At 68.6% G+C, this 14349-nt stretch carries 14 protein-coding genes; 3 read left to right on the forward strand and 11 right to left on the reverse strand.

Features of this window, described 5'->3' with window-relative positions:
- Positions 1-120 precede the first annotated feature (120 nt).
- Complete coding sequence (locus AS188_RS17850) at positions 121-372, reverse strand: Lsr2 family DNA-binding protein (RefSeq protein WP_083529423.1); 252 nt, start codon at positions 370-372, stop codon at positions 121-123.
- 22 nt (positions 373-394) lie between these two features.
- On the opposite strand from AS188_RS17850, the gene AS188_RS16580 reads away from it, so the two are divergent.
- A protein-coding gene (locus AS188_RS16580) for an IS5 family transposase (RefSeq protein ID WP_371212492.1) occupies positions 395-1203 on the forward strand; the annotation gives its coding sequence in 2 pieces (ribosomal slippage) (positions 395-716 and positions 716-1203; 810 coding nt in all).
- 62 nt (positions 1204-1265) lie between these two features.
- Positions 1266-2447: an IS701 family transposase gene (locus AS188_RS11585; protein WP_058858988.1), complete on the forward strand. Its 1182-nt coding sequence runs from the start codon at positions 1266-1268 to the stop codon at positions 2445-2447.
- Between the two features lie 163 nt (positions 2448-2610).
- Here the strand turns inward: AS188_RS11585 and AS188_RS16585 are convergent, their stop codons facing one another.
- The 10 genes from AS188_RS16585 to fdhA form a co-directional block, all read right to left on the reverse strand.
- Positions 2611-2772 (reverse strand): Lsr2 dimerization domain-containing protein, encoded by a 162-nt coding sequence (locus AS188_RS16585; protein WP_083529424.1) that lies wholly within the window; start codon positions 2770-2772, stop codon positions 2611-2613.
- A 175-nt stretch (positions 2773-2947) separates the two neighbouring features.
- The gene (locus AS188_RS16590) at positions 2948-3154 is read right to left on the reverse strand and encodes a helix-turn-helix domain-containing protein (protein ID WP_169797999.1); all 207 of its coding nucleotides are present in this window, start codon (positions 3152-3154) and stop codon (positions 2948-2950) included.
- An 82-nt stretch (positions 3155-3236) separates the two neighbouring features.
- The gene (locus tag AS188_RS11590; RefSeq protein WP_058858989.1) at positions 3237-4505 is read right to left on the reverse strand and encodes a tyrosine-type recombinase/integrase; all 1269 of its coding nucleotides are present in this window, start codon (positions 4503-4505) and stop codon (positions 3237-3239) included.
- 365 nt (positions 4506-4870) lie between these two features.
- Positions 4871-5869, reverse strand: coding sequence for a class 1b ribonucleoside-diphosphate reductase subunit beta (gene nrdF / locus AS188_RS11595; protein WP_058858990.1), 999 nt, complete (start codon positions 5867-5869; stop codon positions 4871-4873).
- 83 nt (positions 5870-5952) lie between these two features.
- Complete coding sequence (gene nrdE, locus AS188_RS11600) at positions 5953-8130, reverse strand: class 1b ribonucleoside-diphosphate reductase subunit alpha (RefSeq protein WP_058858991.1); 2178 nt, start codon at positions 8128-8130, stop codon at positions 5953-5955.
- Positions 8109-8594 carry a class Ib ribonucleoside-diphosphate reductase assembly flavoprotein NrdI gene (nrdI, locus tag AS188_RS11605; protein ID WP_058858992.1) on the reverse strand — a complete coding sequence of 162 codons (486 nt, stop codon included), beginning with the start codon at positions 8592-8594 and terminating at the stop codon, positions 8109-8111. Before nrdI ends, nrdE begins: the two co-directional genes overlap by 22 nt.
- A gap of 90 nt (positions 8595-8684) precedes the next feature.
- A complete protein-coding gene (gene nrdH / locus AS188_RS11610; protein WP_058858993.1) occupies positions 8685-8921 on the reverse strand; it encodes a glutaredoxin-like protein NrdH in 237 nt (78 codons plus the stop codon).
- 346 nt (positions 8922-9267) lie between these two features.
- Positions 9268-10788: an aldehyde dehydrogenase family protein gene (locus tag AS188_RS11615; protein WP_083529425.1), complete on the reverse strand. Its 1521-nt coding sequence runs from the start codon at positions 10786-10788 to the stop codon at positions 9268-9270.
- Between the two features lie 118 nt (positions 10789-10906).
- Entirely contained in the window at positions 10907-11977 is a 1071-nt protein-coding gene (locus AS188_RS11620) for an App1 family protein (protein WP_058858995.1), read from the reverse strand.
- 134 nt (positions 11978-12111) lie between these two features.
- Complete coding sequence (gene fdhA / locus AS188_RS11625; RefSeq protein ID WP_058858996.1) at positions 12112-13332, reverse strand: formaldehyde dehydrogenase, glutathione-independent; 1221 nt, start codon at positions 13330-13332, stop codon at positions 12112-12114.
- A 668-nt stretch (positions 13333-14000) separates the two neighbouring features.
- On the opposite strand from fdhA, the gene AS188_RS11630 reads away from it, so the two are divergent.
- The gene (locus tag AS188_RS11630; RefSeq protein WP_236944977.1) at positions 14001-14306 is read left to right on the forward strand and encodes a helix-turn-helix domain-containing protein; all 306 of its coding nucleotides are present in this window, start codon (positions 14001-14003) and stop codon (positions 14304-14306) included.
- The last annotated feature ends 43 nt before the right edge of the window (positions 14307-14349 follow it).

Genomic DNA, 14349 nt, shown 5'->3' on the forward strand with positions numbered 1-14349 from the left:
GGATCCCGCGGCGTCGTGACCTGCTCGGCCAATTGAGCTGCGCCATCTGGTTGGGACGGCATCGCGATAGGCGTGCCGACGCTGGATCGTGCTCGTACCCTCTCGGCGAGGTCGTCCGGCTCAGTGTGCGACGTTGTAGGCGTCGATGGCGGCGTTGGGGACCCTTCCGCGGGCAGGAACGTCGTGCCCGTTCTCTTGAGCCCACCGGCGAATTTCGCTGAGCTTGTAACCGCTGCGCTGTCGCGTGTCCGCGCTACGTGCACGCGAGGACGCTTGACCCTTCACAGATCGCGCCACGCGCAAGTAAGACCTGGTCTCAAAACCTGATCGGTCGTTGCCCACCTGCCTGGGAACGGTCCACAGTGCCTGCATGACGACGAGGACGCAGTCGTGGATGGTCGATGACCGTCTGTGGGAGCTGATCGCCCCGCTGATCCCACCCCAGCCACCACCTCGAGGGCCCGGGGGGCGACCCCGGATCGAGGACCGGGCGGCACTGGAGGGGATCCTGTTCGTGCTGCACACCGGGTGCCGTTGGCGGGACCTGCCCCCGGCCCTGGGCTGCGGGTCCGGGCACACCGCCTGGCGCCGGCTCAGGCAGTGGCAGGGGGCCGGGGTGTGGGAGAAGCTGCACCGGGCAGTGCTCGAGGAGCTCTCCGAGCAGGAGATCCTCGACTGGTCGCGGGCCAGTATCGACGCGGTGTCCGTACGTGCCAAAAGGGGGGCGAGCTGACCGGCCCGAACCCCACCGACCGCGGGAAACCGGGGACGAAGTACCACCTGCTCACCGACGCGGCCGGGCTGCCCCTGCATGTGCTGGCCTCAGCCGCAAACGTCCACGACAGCAAACTCTTCGAGCCGTTGCTGGAGACCAACCCGAGTGTGCGTGGCCGGCGAAGGCGTCCGGGGCGGCCCCGCCGCCGGCCGGAGAAGCTGCACGCGGACAAGGGCTACGACTACCCGAGGTGCCGCCGCTACCTGCACCGGCGAGGCATCAAGGTCCGGATCGCCCGGCGCGGAATCGAGGCCAAGACCCACCTGGGCCGGCACCGCTGGGTCGTGGAGCGCACCATCTCCTGGGTCCTGCGGTTCAAGCGTCTCGGGATCCGTTACGACCGCACTGCAGCCACGCTGCTCCCGCTGCTCTTGCTCGCCGTCACGCTCATCAACTTCCGCCGACTGCGTCAGGTAGAAGAGTTATGAGACCAGGTCTAATACTACAGTCGCGCTTGTGAAGGGGTTGTGGCCCGGCTCATCATGGTGTGATGAGCGAGGACGTGGCGGTGGCCGAGGTTCGGCAGTGGGCCGAGGGTCTGGAGGAAGTCGCGGAGCTGATCGGTGGGCGGTTCGCGAGGGCGGAGCCGCGGGCCAACGCGATGGCCTACCTGCAGGGGTTGCTCTCAGGTGCGGAGCGGAAGAACTCGTGGACGATCTCGGAGCAGGCCGGCCACGCCACCCCGGATGCGATGCAGCGGTTGCTCTCGACCACGGACTGGGACCCGGACGCGCTGCGCGATGACCTGCGCGCCTACGTGGTGTCCTATCTCGGGGACTCGGACGGGGTGCTGGTGGTGGACGAAACAGGGTTCCTCAAGAAAGGAACCCGCTCGGCCGGGGTCGCCCGGCAGTACTCGGGCACGGCAGGGCGGACGGAGAACTGCCAGGTCGGGGTGTTCCTCACCTACGCCACCCAGTCCGGGCGGACGTTCCTGGACCGGGAGTTGTATCTGCCCAGGGCCTGGACCGAGGACTCCGACCGTTGCGCTGCCGCGGGCATCCCGGAGGAACGGGGCTTCGCCACGAAGCCGGAACTGGCCGCGACCATGCTGGAACGGGCGGTGGCCGCCCATGTACCGGCCGCATGGGTGACCGCCGATACCGTCTACGGCCAGGCCTGGGCCTTCCGCCGGGCCGTGGAGGAGACCGGGCTGCACTACGTGCTGGGCGTGCCGGCCAGCCAGGCCGTGTGGCCGAAGGCCGGGCCCCTGGCCTTCCACCAGGTGCGGGCCAGGGAGCTGATCGCGTCCTTGCCGGCCCAGACTTGGCGGGTGCGCGCGGCCGGGGACGGCGCCAAAGGGCCCCGCCGCTACGGATGGGCCCGGGTGCGGGTCAACGGGATGCTCGACCCGGTCGGTGAGTACTGGCTGCTGGCCCGCCGGTCTCTCACGGATCCCACCGAGCTCGCCTACTACCTGTGCTTCGCCCCGCCCAGGGTGAGCCTGGCCGAACTGGCCCGGATCGCCGGAACCCGGTGGGCCATCGAGGAGACCTTCCAGACCGCCAAGGGCCAAACCGGACTCGACCAGTACCAGGTGCGCCAGTACACCGGGTGGTACCGCCACATCACCTTGGCGATGCTCGCCCACGTTTTCCTCACCGTCACCCGCGCCCGGGCAGCGGCAAAAAGGGGGGCCACCCCGGCGGAGACAGCCAGCTCATCGCCTTGAGCCTGCCCGAAATCCGGCACCTGCTCGTCCTGCTGATCTGGGCCGCACCACCAGAACCACAGATCGTCCTGAACCGTTCCCGCTGGCGCCGCAAACACCAGCATCGCGCCAAAGAACACCACTACAGAGCGCACGGCCATGCCTCACAAGTGCGACTGTAGTACTAAGGGGGCAGTGCGTCGTGTAGCTTTTGAGCGTGACTGCTGGAGAGGTCAATCTCATAGATCCGCTTGTCGAGCCCGAATGTGACTGTCGTCCCCTCGCCGGGTTCGGGCACCGTGCCGTCGAGATCGTCCACGAGTAGTTCGATGGTCTTCCTACTCATGGGAGGAGTCTATGCTCCCGGCGATCCCGGCCATCGCGGCGCCTCCTCATTGAGACTGGCTCTCTGGTCTGAACTGGATGGGATGGAACTCGTGTGGTTCCGAATCCGAGACTTTGCGACCCGCCGCACGAGTGAGGGGGCGGGCCCAGACGCCCCGCCCCCTCACTTGCCTTTCTCATCTCACCGACGGGATCTCGACGAGTAGGCGGTCATGCAGCTCGTCCAGGTCAACACGGATCAGGCGTCCGACCCGATAACCATGGATGGTTCCGTCTGCGATTCTGCGCCGCAGCGTCTTGACCGAGACGCCAAACTGGTCTGCCGCTTCCGTCAACGACACCAAGTCGGGTCTCGACGATTCTGATCGACTGCGAATGTCCATCACTTGTCCTTTCAGCTAGCGAGTTCCCCTCCCTTCACAGGTGTCCATCGGTGTCCGGGGAGGACTCTGCTGACTCGCTCTTCTAGGCGGCAAGCTGAGCATCGACGCGGTCACTCATCCGATTGGCCAGCTCCCGGTCACGAGTCATCGTGGAATGCTGGTAGCGGAGCACGACCCGCATGTCAGCATGGCCGCCTCGGCGCATCAACTCAGCCAGCGTCGCACCCTCTTGTGCAAAGAGGGTCAGGCCGGTGTGCCGAAGGTCATGGAACCGGAATCCCGGCGGCACGCTCTTGGCCGTATCGCGGGCGTCACCCCAGAGATGCCCCCACTTGGTGTGTGACAGCGGCACGCTGCCGCGGACGTTGGTAGGAACGACTGGAACCTTCGCTTCGGGCGCGACGTTGTCTCGCAGATGTTCCTTGAGACGCTCCACCATGATCCGCGGAACGCTCAAGGCTCGCTTGCCAGCCTCGCTCTTCGGATCCGACATAGCGCCCGTGTTCGCGTTGAACTGCCGGCGCACATGCAGAGTGGCGGTTCCGTCGTCATGCCACTGGATGTCCCGGCGCTGCAGTCCGAGGCACTCGCCACGGCGCAGCTGGCACCAAGCGGCAAGCAGGACCATGATCGAGTACAGATCCGGCGTCGCCTCGTAGAGGGCTTCGACCTGTTCCGGACTTGCAACGTCATCCTCTGGATCATGATCGTGATCATGCCGTACCGATTCCTGCTTGGGGATCGAAATGGGAGGTGCCGCCGGAATAATCCCGTCTCGAGCTGCCTGTCGCAGGATCATCATGAGCACGATCAGCACCGGACGGGTGATGCCGTTGAACTTCGACTTCGGATTCAGCGGCGCCGGAATCTGATCCAGACGATGGGTCATGACCCGAATGCGAGCCAGGTCAATGTGTCGGATCTCCGTGTCGCCGAACTCGGGAATCAGGTATCCGGTGACCTTGCTCTTGTAGGAACGCACCGTGGCGATCGCCCGCTTCTTTCCCCCGCGTGTCGGTTCGAGGCGAATGAATTCGATCCAGCGCTCGGCGTACTCGGTGAAACCGATCGACCTCGCTTCCTCGGCTTCCGCTTCCGCTCGACGCCGAGCCGCGACGACCGAGGGTGGCTCCCATTCTCCCTGCGCGATCTTCGTGTGCACGCTGGCGAGCCACGTGCGAGCGTCGGTCTTGGTGAGGAACGTCAACGGCTTGTCGTCCTCCGTGCGGGCCGAGTGCATCTGCCCGTCTGGGGCCGGGTAGCGCGCCTGCCACCGTCCTGACGGGAGCTTCCGAAGGCTCCCCCAGGTCTCGCGCTTCGGCGCCGTCTCACGCTTCTTCGTGGTGCTCATCGTGCCCTCCAGGTGCCGCGAATGGACTCACGCGGACCGTCGTGCCACTCCGTGCCACTAGGTCGCGCAGTCCCTTCAAACCGGCCTCTCACCTGGCCTTTTACGGACCTCGACGCGAGCCCAATGGCACGCTGTGGCACGCAGCTGGTGGCACGCAGCCCCCAAATTTCGGGCTTCGAGCCACCCCGCGCTTGGCTGGAAGGTGCGCTCGTGCCACCCCCGTGCCATACCGAACGGATACTGATGTTCATCTGTGCTCTCCTCTGTCCTTCGGATGGAGGCACGAAAAGAGGCCCGGACCTGCAGAAACCTGCAGGTCCGGGCCTCCCGTCAGCCCTTTCGGGCCTCGAGCAAGCTCTGGGGTCTTAGAAGTCCCAGTCCTCGTCCTCCGTGTTCACGGCCTTGCCGATCACGTAGGAGGAGCCCGAGCCGGAGAAGAAGTCGTGGTTCTCGTCGGCGTTCGGGGACAGCGCCGAGAGGATGGCCGGCGAGACGTCGGTCATCTCCTTCGGGAACAGCGCCTCGAAGCCCAGGTTGTTCAGGGCCTTGTTGGCGTTGTAGTGCAGGAACTTCTTGACGTCCTCGGTCCACCCGACGCCGTCGTAGAGCGACTCCGTGTAGCGGACCTCGTTCTCGTAGAGCTCCTCGAGGAGCTCGTACGTGTAGAACTTCAGCTCCTCCTGGCGCTCCGGGGTCTCCAGGGCCAGGGCGCGCTGGAACTTGTAGCCGATGTAGTACCCGTGCACGGCCTCGTCGCGGATGATGAGGCGGATCAGGTCGGCCGTGTTCGTCAGCTTCGCCCGCGAGGACCAGTACATCGGCAGGTAGAAGCCGGAGTAGAAGAGGAAGGACTCGAGCAGCGTCGAGGCCACCTTCTTCTTCAGCGGATCGTCGCCCTTGTAGTACTTGACGATGATCTCGGCCTTCTTCTGCAGGTACGGGTTCTCCCGCGACCACCGGAAGACCTCGTCGATCTCCTTCATTGAGCACAGCGTCGAGAAGATCGAGGAGTAGGACTTCGCGTGCACCGACTCCATGAAGGCGATGTTCGTGAGCACCGCCTCCTCGTGCAGGGTCGTCGCGTCCGGGATGAGCGAGACGGCCCCGACGGTCGCCTGGATGGTGTCGAGCAGCGTCAGGCCCGTGAAGACCCGCATCGTCAGCTGCTTCTCCTCCTCCGTCAGCGTCTTCCAGGACGGGACGTCGTTGGAGATCGGCACCTTCTCGGGCAGCCAGAAGTTGGCGGTGAGCCGGTCCCAGACCTCGTCGTCCTTGGGGTCCTCGATCCGGTTCCAGTTGATGGCCTGCGCCTGGTGGTGGAGCAGGTCGACCTTCTCGAAGGTCTCGCTCTTCTCCATCGTCATGTCGGTCTCTTCCTCGCTGGGGTGGGGCCCCGGGTGCGCCCTGCGGGCGCACCCGGGGAGTTCGTGGTGGTGCCGGGGACCGGTCAGAGCATGCAGGACACGCAGCCCTCGACCTCGGTGCCCTCCAGCGCCAGCTGGCGGATCCGGGAGTAGTACATCGTCTTGATGCCCTTGCGCCAGGCGTAGATCTGCGCCTTGTTGATCTCGCGGGTCGTGGCGGTGTCCTTGAAGAACAGGGTCAGGGACAGGCCCTGGTCCACGTGCTGGGTGGCCGCCGCATAGGTGTCGATGATCTTCTCGTAGCCGATCTCGTACGCGTCCTGGAAGTACTCCAGGTTCTCGTTGTCCATGAAGGGTGCCGGGTAGTACACGCGCCCGAGCTTGCCCTCCTTGCGGATCTCGATCTTCGAGGCGATCGGGTGGATCGAGGAGGTGGAGTTGTTGATGTAGGAGATCGACCCGGTCGGCGGCACGGCCTGCAGGTTCTGGTTGTACATCCCGTGCGCCATGACCGAGGCCTTCAGCCGCTCCCAGTCCTCACGGGTGGGGATGTGCACGCCGGCGTCCGCGAACAGCTGCCGGACCCGCTCGGTGGCCGGGGCCCACTCCTGCCGGGTGTACTTCTCGAAGTACTCCCCCGACGCGTACTTCGAGCGCTCGAAGCCGTCGAAGGTCTCCTTGCGCTCCTTGGCGATCTCGTTCGAGGCCCGGACGGCGTGGTAGGTGACCGTGTAGAAGTAGATGTTCGTGAAGTCCACCCCCTCCTCGGAGCCGTAGTGGATGTGCTCCTTGGCGAGGTAGCCGTGCAGGTTCATCTGCCCCAGGCCCACGGCGTGGGACATCCGGTTGCCGCGCTGGATCGAGGGCACCGAGGTGATGTCGGACATGTCCGAGACCGCGGTCAGGCCGCGGATGGCCGTCTCGATGGAGCTCCCGAAGTCCGGGGACTGCATGGTCAGGGCGATGTTGAGCGAGCCCAGGTTGCAGGAGATGTCCTTGCCCACCTCCGCGTAGCCGAGGTCCTCGTCGTAGGCGGAGGGCTGGGAGACCTGGAGGATCTCGGAGCACAGGTTGGACATGATGATCTTGCCGTCGATCGGGTTGGCCCGGTTCACGGTGTCCTCGAACATCACGTACGGGTACCCGGACTCGAACTGCACCTCGGCGATGGTCTGGAAGAACTCGCGGGCGTTGATCTTCTTCTTGGTGATCCGCGCGTCGGCGACCATCTCGTAGTACTTCTCCGTGACGTTCACGTCGGAGAAGGGGACGCCGTAGACACGCTCGACGTCGTACGGGGAGAACAGGTACATGTCCTGGTTCTTCTTGGCCAGCTCGAACGTGATGTCCGGGATGACCACACCCAGCGAGAGGGTCTTGATGCGGATCTTCTCGTCCGCGTTCTCGCGCTTGGTGTCCAGGAAGCTGTAGATGTCCGGGTGGTGGGCGTGCAGGTACACCGCCCCGGCCCCCTGGCGGGCGCCGAGCTGGTTGGCGTAGGAGAAGGAGTCCTCCAGCAGCTTCATGATGGGGATGACGCCCGAGGACTGGTTCTCGATCTTCTTGATCGGCGCGCCCGCCTCGCGGATGTTCGTCAGCGCGAACGCCACGCCGCCACCGCGCTTGGACAGCTGCAGCGCGGAGTTGATGGAGCGGCCGATGGACTCCATGTTGTCCTCGATGCGCAGCAGGAAGCAGGAGACGAGCTCGCCGCGCTGCTTCTTGCCCGCGTTGAGGAACGTCGGGGTCGCCGGCTGGAACCGCCCGGAGATGATCTCGTCGACCAGGCGGGTCGCGAGGGTCTCGTCGCCGTCGGCCAGGTAGAGGGAGACCATGACCACGCGGTCCTCGAAGCGCTCCAGGTAGCGCTGGCCGTCGAAGGTCTTGAGCGTGTAGGAGGTGTAGAACTTGAACGCGCCCAGGAAGGTCTCGAAGCGGAACTTCTTCGCGTAGGCCCGCTTGGACAGCTCCTTGACGAAGTCCCGGCTGTACTTGTCCAGGACCTCGGCCTCGTAGTAGTGGTGCGAGACCAGGTAGTCGAGCTTCTCCTCCAGGTCGTGGAAGAAGACGGTGTTGTTGTTCACGTGCTGCAGGAAGTACTGCCGCGCGGCCTGCCGGTCGGCGTCGAACTGGATCCTCCCGTCGGCGTCGTAGAGGTTCAGCAGCGCGTTGAGCTCGTGGTAGCCGAGGCCCCGGTACTTCTCCGGGACGCGCTCGTCCTCGTGGCCGGGCTCCACGCTCAGGCCCGGAGCTGCATGCATTGTCGCCAAAACTGTTCCATTCCTCGAGTGACGTTGCGGACGTCCTCCTCGGTCCCCATGAGCTCGAAGCGGTAGAGGACCGGGACGTCGCACTTGGCGGCGATCTTGTCCGCTGCCAGGCAGAAGTGATCGCCGAAGTTGGTGTTGCCGGCCCCGATCACGCCCAGCAGGTGGCGGCGGTTGACCTCACGGTTGAGGAACCGCACGACCTGCGGCGGGACGGCGCCGGAGCCGTTGGGCCGCCCGTAGGTGGGGGCGACCAGCACGTAGGGCTCGTCCACGACGGGCGGCTCGTCCCCGGTGTGCAGGGGCAGGCGCACGGCGCGGCAGCCGAGCTTCGTGACGAAGCGGTGGGTGTTCTCGGAGACCGAGGAGAAGTAGACGACCAGCGGGCCGTCCTGCTCCGGCGGACCGGGGTCCTGCCGGGCGGTCCCGGCCGGTGCGCCGGGGGTGGTGGTGCTCATTGCTTCCGCGCTCCCAGGGGGGTCGGTGGTCGGTGGTGCTGCTGTGCACCCGGACCGGGGCGCCGCGGGGAAGCGGGCGGCGCGCCGGCCTCAGGCCGACAGCAGCATCGCCAGGGAGGTGATCTTGTCCGGACGGTAGCCCGACCAGTGCTCCTGGGGGGTCTCCACCACGGGGACCTGCTGGTAGCCCAGGGCGAGCACGTGGGCCAGGGCGGCCTCGTCCTCGGTGACGTCGACGACCGTGTACTCGATGCCCTTCTTGGTCAGGGCGCGGTAGGTGGCATTGCACTGGACGCAGGACGGCTTGCTGTACACGGTCACGGACATCGCGGTTTCCCCTTGGGTCGGACGGGCGTTCTTCGGGCGGAGGACCCTCGGTTCCCGGGCGCTGCGGCGGGGGAAGGGGTCTCTCCGGAGGACTGGCTTTCATACTACATCTAGTGCCCGGAAGGGGAAGTTGCCCCTAGATGCAGTGTTCGAGGTTCTCCACAGGCTCCCCCGAGATGTCCCCAGGAGGCCCCTGCGTCGTCCACAGGAGGCCCTCCCCGACTCGCGCGGGAATCCGCGGGGACCGCCCCGATATGCACAGCCTGTGCGTCCGGGGAGGGCCTCCGGCGGTGGAGGAAATTAAGTTTCGGCCACGGCGTGTCGGCCTCCTCCGGGCCCGGACGGCTCAGCCGCGGCGGGCGCGGCGGCGCCCGATCGCGGCCGCCGCGAGCCGGGCCCGCAGCCCCCGGTAGGGCGGGTAGACGACCCGCAGGGTGTCGGGGGCCTGCGGCTTGTCCAGGACCGCGCGGCGGTGGGAGAACGTCTCGAAGGAGTGCCTCCCGTGGTAGGCCCCCGTGCCCGAGGCCCCGACGCCGCCGAAGGGCAGCCCGGGGTGGGACAGGTGCAGCAGCGGGGCGTTGTAGGACAGCCCGCCCGAGGACGTGCGGCGGGCGAAGAGCTCCCTCACCGCGGGGTCCTCGCTGAAGACGTAGAGGGCCAGCGGCTTCTCCCCCGCCGTGATCAGCCCGACGGCCGCCTCCGCGGAGTCCACCGGCACCAGCGGCAGCACCGGCCCGAAGATCTCCTCGGCCATGAACGGCCCGTCCGGGGCCGAGCGCACGACCGTGGGTGCCAGGTAGCGCTCCGCGGGCTCGGCCTGCCCTCCGCACACCACGTCCTCCGCCGGGACCTGTCCCAGCAGGCGGGTCAGCCGCTCGAGGTGGCGCTCGGTGACGATGCGCCCGTAGGAGCCGCTGCGGCGCGGGTCCTCCCCGTGGAACTGCCGGACGGCCCGCACGAGCTCCGGCTCGAGCGCCGCCAGGGCCTCGGGGGTGCCCAGGACGTGGTCGGGTGCCACGCACGTCTGGCCGGCGTTGAGGTACTTCCCCCACACGATCCGGCGGGCCGCGGTGCGCAGGTCGGTCGTGGCGTCCACCCACGCCGGGGACTTCCCGCCCAGCTCGAGGGTCACGGGGGTCAGGTGCCGGGCGGCGGCGGCCGCGACCACTCGTGCGACCCGTGCGTTGCCCGTGTAGAAGACGTGGTCGAAGCGGTGCTCGAGCAGCCGGGTGGTCTCGGGCACACCACCCTCGACCACGCTCGTGCAGTCCCCCAGGTGCTGCTCGAGCAGGCGGGCCAGCACCCGGGCGACGGACGGGGTGACCTCGGAGGGCTTGACGACGACGGTGTTGCCGGCGGCCAGTGCTCCCGCCAGCGGCCCCAGGACCAGCTGGACCGGGTAGTTCCACGGCGCGATCACCAGCACGGTGCCGAGGGCCTGGCGCTCCGTCCGGGCCCGGGCCGGGGCCAGGCTCAGCGGGACCCGGGTGCGCTCGGGCGCGGTCCAGCGCGGCAGCCCCCGGCGCAGGCCGGCGACCTCCTCGAGGGTGAAGGCCAGCTCGGTGAGCCAGGCCTCCTGGCGCGGCTTGCCGAGGTCCGCGGCGAGCGCCTCCTCGAGCTCCTCGCGGTGCTCCCGCACGAGGGTCTCGAGACGGTCCAGGCGGTCCAGGCGCGCCTCGAGCCCGAGGTCGGGCACGAACGCCGCCCGGGCGCGGGCCACGGCGGCGTCGACCGCGGCGGCCTCCGCGGGCGCGAGCTCCTGCACCGCTCCGGGCGTCCGGGCCCCGGAGGGCGCGGCCTCCGCACCGGAGGGAGCCGGGGCGGACGGTGCGGGCGGGGCGGCGGGTGCGGGGTGCGCGGCGGTCATTCCCCCAGGGTAGAGCGCCCCTCGGACGCCGGGGCGGCGGAGCGGTCGGGGCGGAGCCCGTCTGCACGTCCGCGACCGGACCGCGCGTCGCGCCGCCCGGGCCCGGAGCAGCCCTGGCTCAGAGCAGCCCGTGCTCCGCGAGCTGCCGGGACAGGGAGGCGCCGTCGTTGGCCTGGATCCACAGGACGCCCTCGGGGATGCGCACCCGCCGCTCCTCCGCGACGAGGGGGTGCCCGGCGAGGACCGCCTCCGTCGGCGAGAGGTTGCGGATGACGATGGCCGCGACGTGCTCCGGGTAGCGCTGGGCGAAGCCGCTGTAGATCTCGGGGTCGTGCTGGCCGTCGTCGCCGACGAGGATCCAGCGGACCTCGGGGAAGTTCGTCACCAGGCGCTCCAGGTTGTGCACCTTGTGCGCCGCCCCGGCCCGGAACCAGCGGTCGGTCGTGGGGCCCCAGTCGGTGAGCAGCAGCGCGCCCGAGGGGTAGGCGTTGCGGGAGAGGAAGCGGCGCAGGGTCGGCGCCACGTTCCACGCCCCCGTGGACAGGTAGAGGAACGGGGCCCCGCGGTGGCTGCGCAGCAGCCGCTCCATGAGCACGGGCATCCCCGGGGTCGCGCTGCGGGCGTGCTCGTTGAGGACGAAGGAGTTCCACGCGGCCAGCAGCGGCCGGGGCAGGGCGGTGACCATGACGGTGTCGTCGATGTCGGAGACGATCCCGATCCGCTGGTCGTCGGCCACCACGAACACCCGGGCCTCGACCACCTCCGAGCCCTCCGTCTGCATCCACACGGTGTGCTCCCCGGGGGTGAGGCCGACCTGGAGGTCGACGTCGACGACCCCGCCCTTGTCGGCGACGAGGTGGAACTCGTAGTCGTCGATCCAGACGTTGACGTGGGCGAAGGCGATGGGCACCGCGGTGAAGGAGCGCCAGCCGCGGATCGACTCGGCGCTCTCGTCCGTGGACTCGATCAGCCCGCGGGACTTCAGCAGCGCCCGGCCCAGGACCCGCACGTGGTGCTCCGAGCCGTAGCCCTCGAAGGCCACCATGACCGGGATGTCCCCGCGGGCCTCGGCCCGCCGCTGCCGGAAGCGGTGGAACCGCTGCTCGAGCCGGTAGCCGACGTTGATGGCCTCCTCGGTCACCTGGTCGACGGTCTGCTTGAGCTCCGAGCTGTCGGTCGTCGTGGCCATGCCGCCAGTCTTCCACAGCGCCCGCCCGTGCGCGGGCGCACGGCACGGCCCCGGCCGGCGCGCCCCTCCGGGGAGGAGGCCTCCCGTGGCGGGAGGTCCTCGTCAGGGGCGCGCCGGCCGGGGCCGCGGGCCGCTCAGGCGGTGGCCAGGTAGCCGTTCGGGTCCAGAACGTACTTGGTGGCGGCGCCCTGGTCGAACTCGGCGTAGCCCTGCGGGGCCTGCTCCAGGGGGATGGCTTTGGCGTTGACGGCCTTCGCGATCTGGATCCGGTCGTGCAGGATCGCCATCATCAGCTGGCGGTTGTACTTCATCACGGGGCACTGGCCCGTGGTGAAGGACAAGGACTTGGCCCAGCCGGTGCCCAGGCTGATGGACAGCGAGCCCTTCTTGGCGGACTCGTCGACCGCCCCCGGGTCACCCGTGACGTAGAGCCCGGGGATGCCGAGGGCACCGCCGGCGGCCGTGAGGTCCATCAGGGAGTTCAGCACCGTGGCCGGGGCCTCGTGGGAGGCGTCCTTGCCGTGCCCGCGGGCCTCGAAGCCGACGGCGTCCACGCCGCAGTCGACCTCCGGCACGCCCAGGATCTGCTCGATCTGGTCGCGCGGGTCGCCCTTCGAGACGTCGACCGTCTCGCAGCCGAAGCTGCGGGCCTGGGCGAGACGGCCCTCGTTGAGGTCGCCCACGATCACCACGGCCGCGCCGAGCAGCTGCGCCGAGGCCGCCGCCGCCAGGCCCACGGGTCCGGCCCCGGCGACGTAGACGGTCGAGCCGACGCCGACGCCCGCCGTGTAGGCCCCGTGGAAACCGGTGGGCAGGATGTCCGAGAGCATGGTGAGGTCCATGATCTTCTCGAGCGCCTGGTCACGGTCCGGGAACTTCAGCAGGTTCCAGTCGGCGTAGGGGACCATCACGTACTCGGCCTGCCCGCCGACCCACCCGCCCATGTCGACGTAGCCGTAGGCCGAGCCGGGGCGGTCGGGGTTGACGTTGAGGCAGATGCCCGTCTTGCGCTCCTTGCAGTTGCGGCAGCGCCCGCAGGAGATGTTGAAGGGCACGGAGACGATGTCCCCGACCTTGATGAACTCCACGTCGGGGCCGCACTCCACGACCTCGCCCGTGATCTCGTGACCCAGGACGAGATCCGTGGGCGCCGTGGTGCGTCCGCGGACCATGTGCTGGTCCGAGCCGCAGATGTTGGTGCTGATCGTCTTCAGGATCACCCCGTGGGGCACCTTCCGGCCGATGTTCGCGGGATTGATCCCCGGTGCGTCCTTGAGCTCGAACGTCGGGTAGTCCGTGTCGATGACCTCGACCTTGCCCGGTCCCTTGTAGGCGACCGCTCTGTTGCCTGCCATGCTGGCCTCTTCCGCTCGGACGGGCGCCGCCGCTGACGGCGCATCGGCGGCGAACGGTGACCAGATGTGGGACATGTCACGTTCCGCCGTGGTGCAGACGCTAACAGCGGTGCCGCCCCGGCGGAAGAGGCGGGTGCGAAGGGCCGGGAATGCGACACGGGGCGGGGGCACGCCGGTGCTGCGGCACGGCGGGGCGCGGCGGTGGCGGCAGCGGGGCGGATGAGCGCGCCGCGGGGACGGCAGCGGATCGGCGCCGTCCGGGCCGACGGCGCCGCGGCGACGGGACCGCACCGTCGACACGGGCGCAGCGGTGGAGACCGCGCGGTGGCGTCCGCGCCGGCAGGGTGGCCGCTGTCGGGTGCGGGACCGGTCCGGCGACGGACCCGGGCCCGGCACGCCCGGCCGGGACGCAGTGGCGACCGGCCACGGCACGACGACGAGCGGCGGGCCCGTCCTTCGTTTCCGAAGGACGGGCCCGCCGCTCGTTCCTGGTGGACCTCCGTAGAGAGTTCGAGAACCCCTGCCCGGCCTTGAAAACCGTGGCTTCTCGCAGGTCGCGGGGCGTCTACCGGCGGGACCGGAGGCCGCTGGAGCCGTCTGTAGTGGACGAGCGGGGGCGGATGGTGCGTGCAGTTGGGATGACTCAAACCTTTCTGAGCCCGGCGCAGGTGGACGAGCTGGTGGCCTCGTATGAGTCGGGCGCGACACTCGTGGAGTTGGGCGAGCGGTTCAGCATTCATCGCCGCACCGCGGCGGCGCACCTTGTCCGCCGCTCGGTACCGATACGCCAGCGGGGGCTCGATGAGTGCCATCTCGCCGAAGCGGTCGAGCTGTACGACGAGGGCCTTACGCTAATGGAAGTCGGGTTGCGGTACGGGGTCAGCCAGCAGGCTGTCCGACGCGCGCTGGCCGTAGAGGGCGTCACGATTCGACCGGCTGGTCGGCGCGCACAGGCCGTCGCAACGAACGTCTGAGCTGCGAGTCCGGCGGTGTTATCCGTTATCCGCGGGATTCGGA

The organism is Kocuria flava, from assembly GCF_001482365.1.
Lineage (GTDB): Bacteria > Actinomycetota > Actinomycetes > Actinomycetales > Micrococcaceae > Kocuria > Kocuria flava.